The organism is Lentzea sp. NPDC036955, from assembly GCF_055608005.1.
Genome location: NZ_JBVJRC010000002.1, coordinates 328,810 through 345,791 on the forward strand (window position 1 = coordinate 328,810; position 16,982 = coordinate 345,791).

The 16,982-nt window shown below is 71.9% G+C and carries 17 protein-coding genes; 8 read left to right on the top strand and 9 right to left on the bottom strand.

The window, feature by feature from the left end; all coding sequences use genetic code 11:
* Position 1 precedes the first annotated feature (1 nt).
* Positions 2–490, bottom strand: coding sequence for a MarR family winged helix-turn-helix transcriptional regulator (locus ACZ7CF_RS06630; RefSeq protein ID WP_360384174.1), 489 nt, complete (start codon positions 488–490; stop codon positions 2–4).
* Between the two features lie 65 nt (positions 491–555).
* A complete protein-coding gene (locus ACZ7CF_RS06635; protein WP_470369058.1) occupies positions 556–1,344 on the bottom strand; it encodes an SDR family NAD(P)-dependent oxidoreductase in 789 nt (262 codons plus the stop codon).
* 110 nt (positions 1,345–1,454) lie between these two features.
* On the opposite strand from ACZ7CF_RS06635, the gene ACZ7CF_RS06640 reads away from it, so the two are divergent.
* Positions 1,455–2,042 (top strand): TetR/AcrR family transcriptional regulator, encoded by a 588-nt coding sequence (locus tag ACZ7CF_RS06640; protein ID WP_470369059.1) that lies wholly within the window; start codon positions 1,455–1,457, stop codon positions 2,040–2,042.
* Positions 2,043–2,339: 297 nt separating this feature from the next.
* Positions 2,340–3,452, top strand: a complete 1,113-nt coding sequence (locus ACZ7CF_RS06645) for a carboxylate-amine ligase (RefSeq protein WP_470369060.1) — start codon at positions 2,340–2,342, stop codon at positions 3,450–3,452.
* A 35-nt stretch (positions 3,453–3,487) separates the two neighbouring features.
* Here the strand turns inward: ACZ7CF_RS06645 and ACZ7CF_RS06650 are convergent, their stop codons facing one another.
* Positions 3,488–3,925 (bottom strand): Lrp/AsnC family transcriptional regulator, encoded by a 438-nt coding sequence (locus tag ACZ7CF_RS06650; protein WP_360384166.1) that lies wholly within the window; start codon positions 3,923–3,925, stop codon positions 3,488–3,490.
* A gap of 106 nt (positions 3,926–4,031) precedes the next feature.
* Between ACZ7CF_RS06650 and ACZ7CF_RS06655 the strand changes: the two genes are divergently transcribed.
* Entirely contained in the window at positions 4,032–5,300 is a 1,269-nt protein-coding gene (locus ACZ7CF_RS06655) for an ArgE/DapE family deacylase (protein WP_470369061.1), read from the top strand.
* Positions 5,301–5,324: 24 nt separating this feature from the next.
* Here the strand turns inward: ACZ7CF_RS06655 and ACZ7CF_RS06660 are convergent, their stop codons facing one another.
* Positions 5,325–6,074: a GH12 family glycosyl hydrolase domain-containing protein gene (locus ACZ7CF_RS06660; RefSeq protein WP_360384162.1), complete on the bottom strand. Its 750-nt coding sequence runs from the start codon at positions 6,072–6,074 to the stop codon at positions 5,325–5,327.
* A gap of 266 nt (positions 6,075–6,340) precedes the next feature.
* Here ACZ7CF_RS06660 and ACZ7CF_RS06665 point away from each other — a divergent pair, with 266 nt between their 5' ends.
* Positions 6,341–7,927 (top strand): molybdopterin-dependent oxidoreductase, encoded by a 1,587-nt coding sequence (locus tag ACZ7CF_RS06665; RefSeq protein ID WP_470369062.1) that lies wholly within the window; start codon positions 6,341–6,343, stop codon positions 7,925–7,927.
* Positions 7,928–8,026: 99 nt separating this feature from the next.
* On the opposite strand, the gene ACZ7CF_RS06670 is transcribed toward ACZ7CF_RS06665, so the two are convergent.
* The 3 genes from ACZ7CF_RS06670 to ACZ7CF_RS06680 all read right to left on the bottom strand — a co-directional run bounded on the left by ACZ7CF_RS06670 (position 8,027) and on the right by ACZ7CF_RS06680 (position 12,441).
* On the bottom strand, positions 8,027–10,345 hold the full coding sequence (locus tag ACZ7CF_RS06670) for a DUF7617 domain-containing protein (protein ID WP_470369063.1): 2,319 nt from the start codon (positions 10,343–10,345) through the stop codon (positions 8,027–8,029).
* 274 nt (positions 10,346–10,619) lie between these two features.
* Positions 10,620–11,750: a BMP family lipoprotein gene (locus ACZ7CF_RS06675; RefSeq protein WP_470369334.1), complete on the bottom strand. Its 1,131-nt coding sequence runs from the start codon at positions 11,748–11,750 to the stop codon at positions 10,620–10,622.
* Between the two features lie 133 nt (positions 11,751–11,883).
* A complete protein-coding gene (locus tag ACZ7CF_RS06680) occupies positions 11,884–12,441 on the bottom strand; it encodes a TetR/AcrR family transcriptional regulator (RefSeq protein ID WP_470369064.1) in 558 nt (185 codons plus the stop codon).
* A gap of 99 nt (positions 12,442–12,540) precedes the next feature.
* On the opposite strand from ACZ7CF_RS06680, the gene ACZ7CF_RS06685 reads away from it, so the two are divergent.
* Together ACZ7CF_RS06685 and ACZ7CF_RS06690 are read left to right on the top strand one after the other, a co-directional pair.
* The gene (locus ACZ7CF_RS06685; protein WP_470369065.1) at positions 12,541–13,422 is read left to right on the top strand and encodes an NmrA/HSCARG family protein; all 882 of its coding nucleotides are present in this window, start codon (positions 12,541–12,543) and stop codon (positions 13,420–13,422) included.
* Positions 13,423–13,507: 85 nt separating this feature from the next.
* Positions 13,508–14,239 carry a hypothetical protein gene (locus ACZ7CF_RS06690; RefSeq protein WP_470369066.1) on the top strand — a complete coding sequence of 244 codons (732 nt, stop codon included), beginning with the start codon at positions 13,508–13,510 and terminating at the stop codon, positions 14,237–14,239.
* A 6-nt stretch (positions 14,240–14,245) separates the two neighbouring features.
* Here ACZ7CF_RS06690 and ACZ7CF_RS06695 read toward each other — a convergent pair whose 3' ends face one another.
* Positions 14,246–14,569: a hypothetical protein gene (locus ACZ7CF_RS06695; protein ID WP_470369067.1), complete on the bottom strand. Its 324-nt coding sequence runs from the start codon at positions 14,567–14,569 to the stop codon at positions 14,246–14,248.
* Between ACZ7CF_RS06695 and ACZ7CF_RS06700 the strand changes: the two genes are divergently transcribed.
* Positions 14,555–14,857: a hypothetical protein gene (locus ACZ7CF_RS06700; protein ID WP_360384146.1), complete on the top strand. Its 303-nt coding sequence runs from the start codon at positions 14,555–14,557 to the stop codon at positions 14,855–14,857. The two genes, ACZ7CF_RS06695 and ACZ7CF_RS06700, sit on opposite strands and share 15 nt — an antisense overlap.
* Here the strand turns inward: ACZ7CF_RS06700 and ACZ7CF_RS06705 are convergent.
* Positions 14,826–16,109 (bottom strand): YncE family protein, encoded by a 1,284-nt coding sequence (locus tag ACZ7CF_RS06705; RefSeq protein WP_360384143.1) that lies wholly within the window; start codon positions 16,107–16,109, stop codon positions 14,826–14,828. The genes ACZ7CF_RS06700 and ACZ7CF_RS06705 overlap by 32 nt on opposite strands.
* A gap of 217 nt (positions 16,110–16,326) precedes the next feature.
* Here ACZ7CF_RS06705 and ACZ7CF_RS06710 point away from each other — a divergent pair, with 217 nt between their 5' ends.
* Positions 16,327–16,971: a TetR/AcrR family transcriptional regulator gene (locus tag ACZ7CF_RS06710; protein ID WP_360384140.1), complete on the top strand. Its 645-nt coding sequence runs from the start codon at positions 16,327–16,329 to the stop codon at positions 16,969–16,971.
* Positions 16,972–16,982: the final 11 nt, after the last annotated feature.

Below are 16,982 nucleotides of genomic sequence, written 5' to 3' on the forward strand. Positions count from 1 at the left end.
GTCACGCCTCCGTCGCCGCGAGCAGGGCCGTGAGCGCGGCCACGGCGGCCCGCACGTCCGCGGGGTCCGCCTTGCCGACCAGCTCGTGCTGGGCGGCGACGACCGCGCGGACGACCTCCTCGGCCAGTTCGGTGCCCTGCCGGGTCAACGCGATGCGCTTGCTGCGGCCGTCTGTCGCGTCCGAGGCCGGAACGGTGAGCCCGCGCCGTTCCAGCGACCGCAGCACGTTGCTCAGCCCGCCGGTCGTGAGCAGCAGCCGTGCCGACAGCTCCGACGGCTTCAGCGTCGGGCGGTCCGCCGTCAGGAGCGTGCCGAGCACGTCGTACTCGGCCCGGCTCAGGTCGAACCGGCTCAGCACGGCGACCGTGACGCGGTCCGTGAGCGCGTGCAGCCGTGCCACCCGCTTGGTGAGCTCGATCGTCTGCGCCGGCAGCTCCGGGGCGTGGCGCTGCCACCACGCCACCACCCCGCCCACCAGGTCCGTCTCCACATGTCCTCCTCGACTAGTTGCCTTTCAATATAGCTTTCTAGAAAGGCAACTGGCCGGGGCGGGTGTCAGGCGGTCTTCAGCTGCCCGCCGTGGACGGCCCAGTTCGACCCGACGGCGCTCGGCATGGTCGGCGACGACAGCAGCACGACCGCGCGGGCGATCTCGCTCGGGTCGATCAGGTCGCCGGTGACCATGCCCAGCTGTTCGGGCAGGCCCTGGAAGAACGCGTCGCGCTCGACGCCGAGGTGCTCGGCGATCCCGGCCGCGTACCCGTCGTCGCCGACCAGCAGGTCGGTGCGGGTGGCGCCGGGCGTCACGGCGTTGATCCGCACGCCCATCCGGCCCGTTGCCTCGGCCAGACCGCGGGTGAACGCGTTGAGCGCCGCCTTGGCCGCGGCGTAGGGCAGCGGTGCGGTGTGCGGGTCGCGGGCGCTGCTGGAGCTGATGTTCACGACCGCGCCGCGCGACTTCGCGAGTGCGGGCAGTGCGGCCCGCGTCGCGCGCACGGCCGCGTTGAGGTTCAACGCGAACACAGTCGCCCAGGCGTCGTCGTCGCCGCTGAACGGGTCCTCGAACATGCCCTCCGCCCGGTCGCCGCCGCCGGCGTTGTTGACGAGCACGTCGAGCCGCGGGTCGCGGGCGAGCACGGCCTCGACGAGCCGGACAGGGCCGTCCGGGGTGGACAGGTCGGCGGGGACGAACACGGCGCCGGTGGCGGCGAGGTCCGGGGTCTCGCGCCGGGCCGTTGCCACGACGGACGCCCCTTCGGCGATGAAGGCGCGCACGACGGCGAGCCCGATGCCCTTGCTCGCGCCGGTGACGAGCACGCGCTTGCCTTCGAGCTGCAGGTCCATGACGTGGGTCCTCTCTGTGGTGATCCCTTTCAAGTGATACACACCTGTCGCACTTAGCGCAACAACTGCGACAGTGTCGTATCGTTTGCGGTGACGAGAGGGGCAGGCACATGAGCACGTCCACGGGGGCGCGACGACTGCGGGCCGACGCGGAGAACAACACCGCGCGGATCCTCGCGGCGGCCGCGGAGGTCCTGGCCGCCGACCCGGCGGCGTCGCTGGAACGCATCGGTGAGGCCGCGGGGCTCACGCGCGCCACCGTCCACCGCCGGTTCGCCTCCCGCCAGGTGTTGCTCGACGCGCTGACCGACCAGCTCAACCAGCGCTACCTCAGCGCGCTCGACCAGTCCAGGATGGACACCGCCGCGCCGCTCGTGGTGTTCCTGCGGCTCACCGAGATCCTCTTCGAGCTCAAGGTGAGCCACCGGTTCGCGATGGAGCTGATGGGCCAGTCGGACGGCTGCCGGGACGGCCTGAGCCCGGAGGTCGCGGCTGGCCTCGAACAGGTCTTCGCCCGGCTGCGCGCGGCAGGCGACATCACCGCCACCGGTGCCGACTGGTGCCGGCAGGTGTTCCTGGCGCTGGTGCACGAGGTGAACCGGCTGCCCGACGACGCACCGGACCTCGTGGCGGCTGGTTCACGCCCGCAACTGCTCGTGCAAGCCGTAACCGGCGCGTTGGGCGGCACCCCTCACTAGCCAGGTTCGCCCTCCGCCCGCCCGGCTGCCTCAGGACTGGTTCAGCGGACGGCGAACCGGTTGGTGGTGGTCAGCGGCGATTTGATCATGGGTTGGCGGTACTTGCAGATGCTGTCAGCAGCAGGGGAGGGGATGGCGGGCTGACTTGGCGTGACCGGTTGCACCGAACGGGGGTCATCCGGCGGTTTTCGCGATGGCCCGGGAGGGTATTCGGCCGCTGGTCGCTGCGGGTCTGCCGCGCGGCCGTTTCACGAGCGCGGGACGGGTGAGCCAGTGGAGAAGCCGCCATCGGAGCGGATGTGGAGTCCGACAGTCGGTGTGGAGGAGGAGTTCCTGCTCGTCGACCCGGAGACCGGTGTGCCGGTGAACCGGGCAGAAGAGGTCGTCGCGATCGCACGCGAGCAGCACGGCCTGGAGCTGGAGCACGAGCTGACCGGCGCGCAGGTCGAGATCAACACCTCTGTCTGCCGCGACGTGGAACAAGCGCGCGACGAGCTGCTGGAGACACGCCGCAAGGTCGCCGCCGCCGCACGGGCGGCCGGGTGCCGGGCCGTGTCCGTCGGCGCGCCACCGCTGGGTGACGGCACGGGAGAGATCACCGACAGCGCGCGCTACCTCCGGATCGCCGAGCAGTTCGGGGTGCTGGCCGAGCAGCAGCTGATCTGCGGCTGCCACGTGCACGTCGCCGTGCCGGACAAGGAAACCGCCGTGCAGGTGTGCAACCACGTGCGGCCCTACCTGCCGGTGCTGGCCGCGCTCACCGCGAACTCGCCGTTCTCCGGCGGCGAGGACACCGGGTTCGCGAGCTGGCGCACCACCGTGTGGTCGCGGTGGCCGGTCTCCGGCCCGCCGCCGTTCTTCCCCGCGTTGCAGGACTACGAGGACGCGTGCGAGGCGGTGATCGAGGCGGGCACGGCACTGGACCGGGCGATGGTCTACTGGGACGTCCGCCCCGCCACCGACCTGCCGACGGTCGAGGTGCGCGTCGCCGACGTCGCCGTGAGCGTGGACGACGCGGCACTGTTCGCGGCGCTCGTCCGCGCGCTGGTGGCCAGGGCCGTGGTGGACGTCGGCCGCGGGGTGACCGCCGAACCGGTGCCGCTGGAGACGTTGCAGCAGGCGTGCTGGCGCGCGGCCAAGGACGGTTACGACGGCAGCACGACGGACGTGCTGTCCGGCGAGCTGGTTCCGGTGCGCGACCAGCTCGCCGCGCTGGTGCGGGACCTGACGCCGATCTTCGAGGCGAACGGTGACCTGCCCGTCGTGCAACGGGGTCTGCGGCTGCTGGAGGAGCGGGGGTGCGGTGCGGACCGGCAGCGCCGGGTCTTCCGCGACGGTGACGTGCAGGAGCTGCTGGCTCTGGTCGACGTCGACGCCGCCGACCGCGATGCCGCGAAACCCGTTGGCTGATCGGGTCAGCACTGCCGGCCGGCCGCGGGACGGAGTCACAACCGCGGCCGGCTGAGCAGCCTGGAGAGCACGATCGTGCTCTCCGTCCGGTCCACCGGAGCGGTGGCGCGCACCCGCTGGATGGCCTGCTCCAGGTGCGGGATGTCCCGCGCCAGCAGGTAGAGGAGCGCGTCCGCCGCGCCGGAGACCGTGCAGGCCTCGACGACCTCGGGGATGCCGTCCAGCGCGCGCAGCAGCTCGGCCGGGGTCGGGTTGCCGGTGCAGTACACCTCGACGTACGCCTCGGTGTGCCAGGCCAGGGCCTGCGGGTCGACGAGCGCGGTGAAGCCGCGGATGGCACCGGAGTCCACCAGCCGGTCGAGGCGGCGCTTCGCGGCGGACGGGGACAGGCCCGCCTCCTTGCCGATCTGGGCGTAGGTGGCGCGGGCGTTGCGCACCACGCAGCGGATGATCGCCTCGTCGATGGTGTCCATTGCGCAATGATCCGGCAACGGGGCCGGAAGATTGCAAAGAACCGGGGCCAGTTCGGCGAAGATGACGATTGTTTGCGCGCCAAGATCGAACCTACTGTCACGGCTCGTGAACCTGAGCAACGTGGAAGCGGCCGCACTGGCCGCCGTGGACGAGACGGCGATCGGCCGGACGCTGGTGGAGCTGCTCGCGGTGCCGAGCATCACCGGCAGCGCGGCGGAGTCCGAGCTGCAGCACCTGCTGGCGCGCCGGCTGGAACACCTGGACCTCGACGTCGACCTGTGGTCGATGGACCTGGCGGAGCTGAGATCCGACCCGCTGTTCCCCGGCGGCGAGGCCCCGCGCGACGAGGCGTGGGGCCTCGCCGCCACCACCCGGCCGTGCGGGGACGGGCCGACGCTCGTGCTGCAGGGCCATGTCGACGTCGTCCCTCCCGGCGACCTGGCCCAGTGGGAGGGCGACCCGTTCCAGCCGCGCGTCGCGGGCGACGTGGTGCACGGGCGCGGTGCGTGCGACATGAAGGCCGGTCTCGTCGTGGTCCTCGCCGCGCTGGCGGCGATCCGGTCGTCGGGGGCGCGGCTGCGGGGAACGCTGGCTGCGCACTTCGTCGTCAGCGAGGAGGACGGCGGGCTCGGGGCGTTCGGCACGTTGCGGCGCGGCCACACCGGCGACGCCTGCGTCATCACCGAACCGACCGGCGGCGTGCTGATGACCGCGAACGCCGGTGCGCTCACGTTCCGCGTCGAGGTACCGGGCAAGGCCACGCACGGCAGCACCCGTTACGCCGGGATGAGCGCCATCGACGCCTACCTGCCGATCCACCACGCGCTGGCGCGGCTGGAGGCCCGGCGCAACGAGGACGCCGACCCGCTGATGGCCGAGTACCCGGTCCCGTACCCGTTGTCCGTCGGCACGGTGCGGGCGGGCGACTGGGCGAGCAGCGTGCCCGACCTGCTGGTGGCGGAGGGGCGGCTGGGCGTCCGCCTCGGCGAGGACCCGGCGCTGGCGCGCGCCGAGCTGGAGCAGTGCGTGGCGGAGGCCTGCGCCGCGGACCCGTGGCTGCGCTCCCACCCGGCCACCGTCACGTGGCCCGGCGGTCAGTTCGCCAGCGGCCGGTTGGCGGCGGGCCACCCGCTGGCCGCCCTGGTGGGCGCCGCGCACGCGGACGTGACCGGCAGCGCCCGCCCCGCGGAACGCGGTGCCCCGTACGGCAGCGACCTGCGGCTCTACGCCGCGGCGGGCATCCCGACGCTGCAGTACGGGCCGGGCGACGTGCGCCTCGCCCACGGCCCGCGCGAGCAGGTCGGCGTGGCCGAGGTCGTCACCGCCACCCGTGCGCTGGTGCTGGCCGCGCTGCGCGCGGTCGGCTGCGAGTAGCCGCCGCGCGCAGCGGTGGCCGGCTCAGCCGCTGACCGAGGCGGAGAAGTTGCCGACCGCGAGGCCGACACCGCCGTTCCACGGTTCGAACCCGGCCTGGATGCTGGTCAGGTACCAGGAGCTGGTGATCGCACCGCGGTTGCGCACGTCGTTGATGAAGTCCATGACGTTGAACGACCACGAGCTGATCGCCGACGGGGCGACGTACGAGATCACGTTGTTCGACCCGTTGCTGCCGCGCCACACCTGCCAGCTCCGGCCGCCGATGTTCGTCGTGCCGACGGCGCTGCCGATGGGCTGGATCGAGCCCTGGCGGTTGAACCAGATCATGATCTCCATCTGGTTCACGCCGTTGGTCTTCGGCGTGGGGTCGAGCCAGATGTCGTACGAGGCGTTGTACGTGCCGCCGGCGAACCGGTAGTCGATCGACGACGTGGCACTGCGGATGCGGCTGACCTGCATCGGCAGCGTCGAACCGGGGGAGCAGTTGGTGTAGTGGCACCCGAGGAACACCGACGGGTACGACACCGGCGCCCCGTTGGTCGGGCTGGAGCCTTGCTGGGAGGTGATCTGGAAACCGGACGACGTGACGTTGATGCACTGCTGCGCGGACGTGCCCCACCGGTTGTTCTGGACCACGTAACGGCCCTGGATGGTGGTCGACCCGTATTGGTCGCAGATCGTCACATCGGCCTGTGCCGGTCCCGCTGTCGCAACGACCGTGCTTGCGACCAGCAGGGCGGCAGCGGCGAAAGAACGAACGGCCCTTCGCATGAAGACTCCTCTCGCAGGTCTGGGAGCGCTCCCAGATTACCGGAGTGTCAACAGCCGGTCACACGATGTGCTGACACGGGCCCCGGAGGCGAACCGCGGCGGGCCCGTCGTGCGGACGTCGGGTGCGCGGATCCGCCAGATGCGGTTCAGCCGGTTCGGGACGGCGCCGCGCCCGTGCGCCCCGCCTCGCCCACCGCGGGGCGGGGCGCACGGGGCCCATCGGGTGACAGACCAAGCCGCACGGCTGCCCGCTGCGAACCACCCGTGTGAAGGCAACCCGAACCGTCCTGATCGGACTGGTCTCCGTGGTGGCGGCGCTGGCCGCCGGACACCTCGTGGCCGCGCTCGTGAACCCGCTGGCCTCGCCGTTCCTCGCGGTCGGCAACACCGCCATCGACCTGACGCCGCACCCGGTCAAGGACTTCGCCATCCGCACGTTCGGCGAGAACGACAAGCTGGTGCTGCTGGCCGGCATGGCGGTCGTCCTGGCCGTCATCGGCGTGGTGGCGGGCCTGCTGTCGCGGCGCAGCCCGTGGCCCGGCGTGGGGATCGCCGTGCTGCTCGGCCTGCTGGGCCTCGCCGCCGTGGTGGCCCGGCCGACGACGACACCGCTGTCCGTGCTCGCGCCGGTGATCAGCCTCGTCGTCGGGGCGGTGGCGTTCCGCTGGCTGTACTCGCGTGCGGCCGGGGCGGGGGCGACGTCCGCTGCTGGGACGGGGGCACCGGACGCGACGCCTGCGAGCACCCCGGACCCGGCTCCCGCGCAGCCCGCGGCCACGCCGGACCGGCGCCGGTTCCTGCTCTCCACGGCCGGTGTGGCGGTGGGCGCGGGCATCGCCGCGTCCGCAGGGCAGTTCCTCATCGGGCGGGTCGACGTGGAGTCGTCGCGGCGCGCGATCCGGTTGCAGCCGGGGGTGAAGGCGCCGGAGATCCCGTTCAACGCCGACTTCGCCCGCGAGGGCACGCCGACGTTCATCACGCCCAACGACGAGTTCTACCGCGTGGACACCGCTCTCACCGTGCCGAAGCTGCGCGCGGAGGACTGGCGGCTGCGCCTGCACGGCATGGTGGACAACGAGATGGTCCTCACCTACGACGACCTGCTGCGCCGCCCGCTGGTCGAGAAGACGATCACCCTGGTGTGCGTCTCGAACGAGGTCGGCGGCCCGTACATCTCGACGTCGAACTTCATCGGTGTGTCACTGCCGGACCTGTTGCGCGAGGCGGGGGTCCGGCCCGGCGCTGACCAGCTGGCGACCCGCAGCGTGGACGGCTGGACCTGCGGCACGCCGGTCGCGTCGATCATGGCGCCGGGCAGCGGTGCGTTGCTGGCGATCGGGATGAACGGCGAACCGCTGCCGGTCGAGCGCGGGTTCCCCGTCCGGATGGTCGTGCCCGGTCTCTACGGGTACGTCTCCGCGACGAAGTGGCTGGTCGACGCCGAGCTCACGACGTTCGACGCGTTCGACCCGTACTGGGCGCAACGCGGGTGGGCCAAGAAGGCGCCGGTGAAGCCGATGTCGCGGGTGGACCGTCCCAAGCCGTTCGAACGGGTCCCGCCCGGCCGGTTCGTCGCGGCGGGGGTGGCCTGGGCCCAGCACACCGGCATCGACAAGGTCGAGGTCCGCGTCGACGGGGGACCGTGGCAGCAGGCGACCCTCGCCACCGAGGTCAACATCGACACGTGGCGGATGTGGCGGATCGAGCTCGACCTGCCGGAGGGCGGCCACACCGTCGAATGCCGGGCCACCGACCGCACCGGGTACACGCAGACCAACGACCGCGCCGCCCCGGTCCCCGACGGTGCCACCGGGTGGCACTCGATCGTCTTCTCGGCGGTGGCGCAGTCGTAGCCCGGTGAACGGGTGGTGCCGGAAATGCCTGCCTCACAGGCATTTCCGGCACCCGGACGTCAGCCGGGGAGGTGTTCGGCACCGCGATCCGCGGCCACCTCAGCTCAGCAGGCAGAGCAGCGAGCAGGCCTTCGCCGAGGACCAGTCGCTGTACAGCCGCGTGCCGTTCACCGGCGTGTACTTCGCCTTCGCCTTGTTGGTCAAGGGGAACAGCGACAGCAGCGCGTACGTCGAGCAGTGGACCTGCTTCGACTGACCCGGCTGCAACGTGAACGGTCCGGTCTGGCAGGACGGTTCCACGTCGTCCACCACGTACGCGTCCGTGATCGGGATCGGGCCGTCGTTGGTCACGGTGATGCGCCAGTAGGCCGTCGCGTTCAACAGCCCGAGCACGCCCACGGGTGCCTCCTTCAGCCACGGTCCCGAACCGCCCGCCGTGCAGTGCGCCAGCGTGTGCGAACCGCAGATCTCCTTGTTCACCACCACGTTCGGCAGGCACGCCGGGCCGGGCGCGATCTGCCGGGTCACGGTGTTGGACGAGAACGAGCCGGTCGCGTCGGTGCCGCCGGCCGTGTTGGCGACCGACGTGACGGTGCACTCCGCGGCGATCGTGGTGCGGAAGCACACCTGCGGTGCGTCACCGGTGAACTCCACGACCAGCGCCGGCTGGTTGCCGCCACCGAAGTCCGCCGCGTTGTTCAGCACGAGCGAGGCCGTGACCGTGACCGACGTGGCCGTCACGCCGCTCAGGTCCACGGTGCCGTCCGGTGCGAAACCCGGTGTGGCGACCGGGTTGCCGTCCTGGTCGACGACCTTCGCGCTGGACGCCGCGAAGTTCACGTTCGCCGGGGTCACGCCCGCCAGGCGTGCCCTGGTGTACGCGACCGGGTGCGCTTTGCCGTCGCAGTAGAACTGCGCCGGGGTGAGCGACACGGAGGCGCCGCTGCGAACGCAGGGCGACGCCCCCGTGTCAGGATCCATCGAGAACAGCACACCCGCGTCGCCCAGCCCGATCAGGCAGCCGGTGGGGGTGTCGTAGGCGTACCCGTAGTCCCTCGTGTCACCGCCGTTGACCGTCGGGTGCGGGATGCGCGCCAGCATCCCGGCGCACGACGTGCCGGTGCTCCAGTCGTGGCAGACCGTCGCGCCGAGGTACGGGCCGCGCCAGATGCCGAGGTAGCTGCGCACCCGGTTGCCGGTGCGGATCACCTCCGGGTTGAACACGATCACGCCGTTCTCCAGCCCGGTCGGACCGGCCGGAGCGGCCAGCGGCGACCCGTCGACGGCGTAGCAGACCGTGGTGTTCACCCCGGTCGTGCTGGAACACGCGCCGACCTCCGCACCCGTTGAGCTGTAAGCGGTGTAGGCGTTGTAGGTGTAGTTGCCGGAGGAACCGACCGGTTTCGCGGTCGCCCAGCCCGTGCACGCGGTGGTGGTGGCGGGGTCGAAGCAGCCGAGCACGGGAACGGTGCCTGCGGGCTGTGACGACGACGCGAACACCTTGCCCGCGGCGACGGTCAGCGCGCCCAGGTAGTAGCCGCCGCTGTTGCTCGGCGGCACGACCGGCGCGTAGGGCTGACCGGCGCACGCGCTCTGCGTGGCGACCGTCCAGCACACCACCTGACCGGACGTCGCGACGCCGTAGAGGTTCCCGCCGACCTGCACGAGCCCGGCCATCTCGAAGACCTGTGCGGACCGCGCCGCGAGCGGCCAGTACCCGCAGTTGCCGGGTGCCGCGAGGTCGAGGCAGCCGACGCCGATCGAGGTCGCGGTCGTGGCCGAGTAGTAGACCCGCGCCGGGTTCGCCTCGTCGCGGACGTACTGCGGTTCCAGCGGGCTGCCGATGTCACCGGTCGCACCCGTGCCGAACGGGCCGGGCGCCGTGTTGAGCGGCCGCGGCCACGGACCGCCGGGGCAGGGCGAGTTGGTGGTGAGGTCGGTGCACACGAGCTTCGGGTTGGCGGGCGCCAGGTGGTGGTAGACGTTCCACGACTGCAGCCGTCCGTCCGGCGTGCGGTGCAGGATCGGCGTGAAACCGTCGCCGCCGGTGGCGTTGGCGCTCGCCTGCACCGGTGGCGTGAGCAGGCTGGAGAGAGCGGTGCCACCGTTGCGCACGTTCGGGTTCGTGGCGGTGACCGGGTTGCCCTCGGTGCCGGTCCAGCCGGGGGGAACGCGCAGCGAACCGGGCACGAGGGCCTGGCCGGCTCCGATCGGGTCGGTGATGGTGGCGGCACCGTCCGCACCGCCGGCGTAGGACACGACCCAGGTCGCGGTGTCGCCGTGCGCCGCGGGGTCGGACACGCCCTGGACGGTCTTCGTGAGGGTGGAGGCGAGCGGCTGGGCGACCGCGGTGGTGGCGGTGAGCGCGCTTCCGGCGAGCACGGCCGCGAGCAGCGTTGCCGGCAATCGTCTTCGCACGGGCGGATCCCTTCTGCGGTGGGATGTTCCCGGTCCGGGAACAGACCGCAGACGCTAGGGAGACCGGCGCGGCAGGGCACTCCCCGTCACCCGCGTGCGCGGGACGTCCGCCCCAACAGCTCAGCGGGTCGGGTGGAAAACATCTGACCGGGAATGCGATTCCACTCCGGCGGCGACTCGGGGATCACCTGATCGCCGCCGAAGTGCCCATCGGGCACCCTCCCATCGGGGCACCGGTCAGGTGACGTGTGCCCCGGGAACGGGTGCGCCGCGGTCAGGGCTGCTGCGCCACCTTGATCTTGCCCTCGACGATCTGCGCCTTGTACGCCTCCAGGACGCCCTTGAGCTTCTCGTCGACCTTCCCGCCCGACGTCGCGTAGCCCATGCCGTCGACCTTGAGGTCGAAGACCTTCGGCAGCGACGCGAGGTCGTTCTTCGCGGCGGCGCGGTAGAAGTCGTACACCGCCACGTCCACGCGCTTGAGGCTGGACGCGACGATCACGTCCCGGTTGGCGGCCAGCGCGGGCTGGTTGTACTGGTCGGCGTCGCAGCCGACGGCGAGGACACCCGCCTGCTTCACCGCGGCGAAGACACCGATGCCGGAGGCGCCCGCGGCGGGGTACAGGACGTCGGCGCCCTTGTCGATCAGGCCCTTCGCGACCTCCTGGCCCTTCGGCGGGTCCTGGAAGCCGGTGAAGTCGCCGGCCGGGGTGATGTACTTCTTGTCCAGCTTGACCTTCGGGGCCGCGGTGCGCGCGCCCTGGGCGTAGCCGGCCTCGAACTTCTGGATCAGCGGGATGTCGACACCGCCGACGAAGCCCACGTGGCAGTTCTTGCTCTGGTACGCGGCCACGACGCCGGCCAGGAACGCGCCCTCCTGCTCGGCGAACACGAGCGGCGTGACGTTGGGGGCGCCCTCGACGGCCGAGTCGACCAGGCCGAAGCGGACGTTCGGGAACTCCGGGGCCACGACCTTCAGCGACTCGGTGTAGGCGAAGCCGACGCCGACGATCGGGTTGAAGCCCTCGCTCGCGAGCTGGCGCAGGCGGGTCTGCTTGGCGGTCTCGTCCTCGTTGGGCGCGGCGGAGAGCTCGCGGGTGTTCTCCTTCTTCACCCCGAGGTCCTTGATCGCCTGGTCGAAGCCGAGGGCGGCGAGGTCGTTGAACGACGCGTCGCCGCGGCCGCCGATGTCGTAGGCCAGGCCGATCTTGAGCGCGCTGCCGTCGACCTTCTCGCTGTTCTTCGCGCTGGTGCTCGCCGCGGGGGGTGCGGTGGGCGGGGTGGCGAGCTCGCAGGCCGCGCCGGTGGACGTCGACGCGGTGCCGCCGCCCCCGGAGTCCTTCGCGCAGGCGCTCACCACCATCAGGCTGGTCAACGCGATCGCGGCAACGGCGGTGCCACGCATACGACGGCGCACGGCTCGTCTCCTCACTGCTCGGCGAACGCACCCCGATGGCGGTACCGGGGGCACAGCGACGGACGCTACCTCGCCTCCCGATCGTTCCGGGTGAACGCTCACCTGCTGGGACCACCCCCGCTCAGCGGGAGGGGCCGATCCCCGCCACGGCGAGCGCGAACAACCGGTGCGCCGCGGCGGCCGGGTCCTGGTGCCCCTCGGTGGCCATCGCGATCCCCACGACCAACGTCACCAGCTCGACGACCGTGACGTCCCGCGCAACCGCGCCGTCCTCGATCGCCTTGCGCAGCAACGGTTCCGCCGCCTCCTCCAGGGCTCCCGCGCACGAGTTGCCGTGCACCGGGTCGCCCTCGTAGGCCAGTGCCGTGGCGAGTCCGCGTGCGGTGACGCAGTACGCCACCACCTCGGTCAGCCACGCGAGCAGCGCGTCCCTGCTGTCACCGGTCCCCGTCAGCTCGCGGGCGCGGTCGCACAGTGCCTGGACCCGGTGCCACGACACGGCTTCCAGCAGCGCCTGGCGGGTGGGGAAGTGGCGGCGCACGGTCGCCGAACCGACGCCGGCGACGCGGGCGATCTGCTCCAGCGACGCGCTCGCGCCGTGGGCGGCGACCTCTCGCTCGGCCACGGCGAGGATCCGCTCGTGGTTGCGCCGGGCGTCGGCGCGCTGGTTCTCGACCATGGGAACCTCGTGCTTGCGTAAACGGCGGGGGCCGCCATATCGTAGCCGAGCGATAAACGGCGGACCCCGCCGTTTACGTTCTCGCTGTTGAGGAGTGTCATGTCCGCACCAGTTCTGGTGACAGGAGCCACCGGCAAGCAGGGCGGCGCCGCCGTCCGTGCGTTGACCGCGGCGGGTGTTCCGGTGCGCGCGCTCGTCCGCGACCCGGACGCCGATCGCGCCAAGGCACTGGGGGTCGAGCTCGTGGCCGGCGACCTGGACGACCGCGAGTCGCTGTCCCGTGCCGCCAAGGGCGTCCGCGCGGTGTTCTCCGTGCAGATGGCCGCGCTGACCGAGCAGGGGTTCGACTTCGCGGGCGAGCTCGCGCAGGCGGTCACCCTGATGGAGGTCGCACGGGAGCAGGGCGTCCGGCAGTTCATCCAGACCACGGTGGACGGTGCGGACCGGGAGGTCGTCGACGAGCGCTACCCGATCAGGGCCGCGGCGATGACCACCAAGGCCGCCGTCCAGGACCGGTTGCGCGCGGCCGGGTTCGAGCGCTGGACGCTGCTCAAGCCCGGCTTCTTCATGGAGAACTTCCTGCCGTCGTCGGCGTTCCTGTTCCCGCGCGGCGTCGAGGGCGGCCTGGTCAGCATGGTCAAGCCCGCGACCCGGCTGTCGCTGGTCGCCGTGCGGGACATCGGCACGGCGGTGACCGCGGCCGTCGCGGACCCGCAGCGGTTCGACCGGGTGGAGCTGGAGCTCGCGAGCGACCACCTGTCGATGACCGAGATCGCCGCGGTCCTCTCGGAGGTGCTCGGCCGGGAGCTGGCCGCGCCGGACCTGACGCAGGAGCAGGCGTTCGCCGCCGGGATGCCGGAGATGGGGGCCGGTCACGACCGGTTGAACGAGACCCCGATGGTGGGCCGTCCCGAGTTCGCCCGGGAGCTGGGGCTGCCGCTCACGAGTTTCGCCGAGTGGGCGCGGCAGGAGTTGCGCTGACGGAAGTGGACCAGTGGCGGAAACCCTTTTCTGTCACTGAATTGTCCATTCGCCGGCACCGCCGGTCGCACTACCATCGAATGCCGTGAAGGTGCGTTGGTGGAGCCGCAGCCGGCCGCAGGTCTCGTTGCCCGGCCGCTCCCCGGTCCGGTGGCTCGTCACGGCGTGTGGTCTGGGCGTCCTGGTCGTGGCGCTCATCGGTGGTGCGGAGCCCTACCGGCAGACGCGCGAGTTCCGCGACGTCGCGGCGTGCGAACAGGGCGCGGGCGGGTGCTTTGAGACCGAGCGGGGTTCGATCGCCGACCGGCGCACTTACACCACGACGTCGACCCAAACCGACGCCAACGGTCACTCGACCACCACGACCACCACCCACTTCGAGGTCACCTGGCAGCGGGCCGACGGTTCCCGGCGGGCCCGCGACGTGCCGTCCGACTTCTACTCCAAGGCCCGCGAGGGCGACGCGGCCGAGCTGCGGCTGTGGCGCGGCGAGGTGGTCGGCGTGCAGGTGACGGGCGCGGCGACCTGGTTCCTGCCCGCGTCCGGCTCGACCCTGCGCTGGTGGCTGCACCTGGGCTTCCTCGGCCTGGGTGTGCTGCTGTGGGGGTTGTTCCTCGGGTGGTGGGACGGACTGTTCATGCTGGCGTTCCGCACGTTCGCCTGGAACTTCCTGAGCTTCGTGCCCGTGTCCGCGACGACCCACGCACTGGCGTACGGCTGGCCCGGCGGCTGGGGACTCGTGGGCGAGCTCGCAATGGCCGGGGTGTTCACGGCCATCGCGGGCGGGATGCTCTACACCTCGCTGGACGGGTGGTGAGAGCGGTCAGGTGCAGGCCGGGAACAACCGGCGGGTGCCGGGACCGGTGTGGGCGGCGCGGTCGGTGAACCGGCAGCCGAACGCGGCGGCGGCGACGGTGCCGCGGTCACCCACCGCGTCACCGGCCGGTCGCGTGCCCCGGCCTGCCCACGCCACGAGGTCGTCCCACGCCGTGCCGACCTCGGCCGGCGAGAACTCGCAGTGGTCCACGGTCCGGATCGCCCGCTGCACCAGCCACCGCGACTGGCCGTTGCGGGCGACGTCCGCGCGGTAGTCCTGCTCCATCGAGAACGGCACGAACAGGTCGCCCAGACCGTGCAGCGAGATCACCGGCGCACCGGGCCTGCCGGTGATCCGCGGCACCTCGGTGAGCGCGGGGGACAGGCGCGAGCGCCAGTCCCGCGGCGCGACCCGCTGCACCGCCCGCTCACCGCCACCCAGCAGACGCTGGGCAACGGCAGCGGGCCGAACCTCGTGGTCGCCACCGCACCGGCCGGGTCGTCGTCGCAGGCCGCGCTGGCGCTGCTCGCCCAACTGAAGGCGGCGAGCAGCACGCCGGACCGGAACGCGCGTCCCGGCCGCGTCGTCAGCGGGTCGGACCCGTCCACCCGGCGGTGATGCGGGCGATGCGGACGCGCTGCGGGTGGTCGCCGACCGGCACCGAGACGATCTTCTGCCCGGAGGCGAAGTCGATCGCGGTGATCTGGTCGGAGCCGCTCTCGGAGATCACGCACGCGCGGCCGTCCCCGCTGACCGTGGCCCAGTAGGGCTTGGCGGCGGTGACGAGCGGGCCCTGGTCGAGCGTCGCGCGGTCGACCACCGCGGCGTAGTCGTCCATCGTCCCGGCGACGCAGAGCTTGCTGCCGTCGGGGCTCATGGACAGGCCGTGGTGGCGCGAGTCGTTGACGAACGTCTTGCGGTCGTCGCTCGTGTTCGGGTTCTTCGGCAGCGTCTTCACGCGGGTGACCCGGTCGGTGGCCACGTCGTACTCCACGAAGCCGTTGAAGAACGACACCTGGAAGTACAGCTTCTGCTGGTCCGGGCTGAACACCGCGGGCCGCACCGAGTTCGACAGGTCGCCGCGGCCGAACGCGTCGAGCCGGGCGCGCATGTCGATCGTCTTGACGGTCTGGAACGTGGTCGTGTCGACCACGGTGATGTGCCGGTCGCCCTTCAGCCAGTCCTGGTCCGGGGCGTCGAAGTCGTTGTTGACCTCGCCGATCGACATGTTCCAGAGGTAGCGGCCACCGTTGGTGAAGACGTTCTCGTGCGGCTTGTCGCCGGTGCGGAACGAGCCGAGCTGGCGGCCGGTGTCGATGTCCAGCACGTGCACGGTGTTGGAGGTCGACGCCGACACCGCGACCCTGGTGCCGTCGGGGGAGACGGCCATGTGGTCGGAGCGGAAGCCCGACACCGGGAACCGCCACCTGACCCGGCCGGTGGCGAGCTCGATCGAGACGACGTCGGCGAAGCTCGGGCGGGAGACGACCATGGCCGTGCCGTCGGGCGTGGCGTACATGTCGTCCACGAACTGGTCGTGGCCCTCGCCCGGTCCCTGCCGGATGCCGAGGAAGAACGCGAGCTTGATCGGGTTGAGGTAGATCTCGGTGAGCCGCTGGGTCTTGTCGGGGATCACGTTGAGGCGACCGATCCTCGCGAAGTCGCCGGTGGACTTGACGACGTCGGCGGTGCCGTCCCAGTTGTTGCCGACGAACATCACCTCGCGCAGGTCGGGTGCAGCGCCCGCGGCGGCGGCCGGCGTGGTGACGCAGGCGGCGAGAACGGTCACCGCGGCGGCGACGCGGGTGACGCGGCGCGTGAGAGCGCTCCCGGAAAGGGCTTTCCGTGCAGGGTCGGAACTGGCGGTCATCGCTTCTCCGAGTGAAGTCGGTGCCCCGGGAGGGGCGGGAACGCGGGCGGGCTCCGCGGCCGGGACGAGGTTCGCAGGGTCTCGGAGGGGAACTCACCCCGTGGGAAGATCTGAAATCGGCCGAGTTCAGATCTTGCTACTGGATAGTAGGGTCGGAGTGACGCCGACCACAAGACCCGCGGGGCGCAACCGCCGCGGGCCAGTCGACGGAGGTGCCGTGGCAGGCAGGATCACCCCGGCGGAGGGGCGCTACGGCGGCAAGGACGCGGCGCAGCGACGGGAAGAGCGGCGCGAGCGGTTCCGGCAGGCCGGTCTGGAGATGTTCGGCGCGGGGCCCGGTTACCGGGGCACCCGGCTCGGTGACCTGTGCAAGGCGGCGGGGCTGTCCAGCCGCCAGTTCTACGAGGAGTTCCGCACCCTGGAGGACCTGCTCGCCGACCTGCACCTGCACGTCAACGACGTGGCGGCGGGCGCGGTCGCCGAGGCCCTCCCGCGGTTGCTGCACCTGAGCACGGCCGAGTTCCTGCCGCTGGCCGTGCGCGCCTACGTGAAGGGCGCGTGCGCCGACCTGCGGCACGCCCGCATCGCCTACGTCGAGGTGGTCGGCGTCAGCCCGCGGATGGACCGCCAGCGGCTCGAACGGCGCGCGCTGTGGGTGGAGCTGATCGACCGGCTGGCGGGGGAGGCCGTCGCGCGCGGCGAGATCCCGCCCGGCAACCACCGCACCACGGCCGCGGCCATCATCGGCGCCGTCAACGGGCTCATGCACGACTGGGTCGTCGGGTGGGTCGACGCGACGCTGGACGAGGTCGCCGACGAGCTGGCCCAGATGGTGCTGGGCCGGTACCGGGTCGCCGGATGATGTGAGCGCTC

Excerpts from the sequence above, each read along its gene's own strand:
- ACZ7CF_RS06635 (WP_470369058.1), bottom strand. The coding sequence starts at position 1,344 with ATGGACCTGCAGCTCGAAGGCAAGCGCGTGCTCGTCACCGGCGCGAGC.
- ACZ7CF_RS06640 (WP_470369059.1), top strand. The coding sequence starts at position 1,455 with ATGAGCACGTCCACGGGGGCGCGACGACTGCGGGCCGACGCGGAGAAC.
- ACZ7CF_RS06645 (WP_470369060.1), top strand. The coding sequence starts at position 2,340 with ATGTGGAGTCCGACAGTCGGTGTGGAGGAGGAGTTCCTGCTCGTCGAC.
- ACZ7CF_RS06650 (WP_360384166.1), bottom strand. The coding sequence starts at position 3,925 with ATGGACACCATCGACGAGGCGATCATCCGCTGCGTGGTGCGCAACGCC.
- ACZ7CF_RS06660 (WP_360384162.1), bottom strand. The coding sequence starts at position 6,074 with ATGCGAAGGGCCGTTCGTTCTTTCGCCGCTGCCGCCCTGCTGGTCGCA.
- ACZ7CF_RS06675 (WP_470369334.1), bottom strand. The coding sequence starts at position 11,750 with ATGCGTGGCACCGCCGTTGCCGCGATCGCGTTGACCAGCCTGATGGTG.
- ACZ7CF_RS06680 (WP_470369064.1), bottom strand. The coding sequence starts at position 12,441 with ATGGTCGAGAACCAGCGCGCCGACGCCCGGCGCAACCACGAGCGGATC.
- ACZ7CF_RS06685 (WP_470369065.1), top strand. The coding sequence starts at position 12,541 with ATGTCCGCACCAGTTCTGGTGACAGGAGCCACCGGCAAGCAGGGCGGC.
- ACZ7CF_RS06705 (WP_360384143.1), bottom strand. The coding sequence starts at position 16,109 with ATGACCGCCAGTTCCGACCCTGCACGGAAAGCCCTTTCCGGGAGCGCT.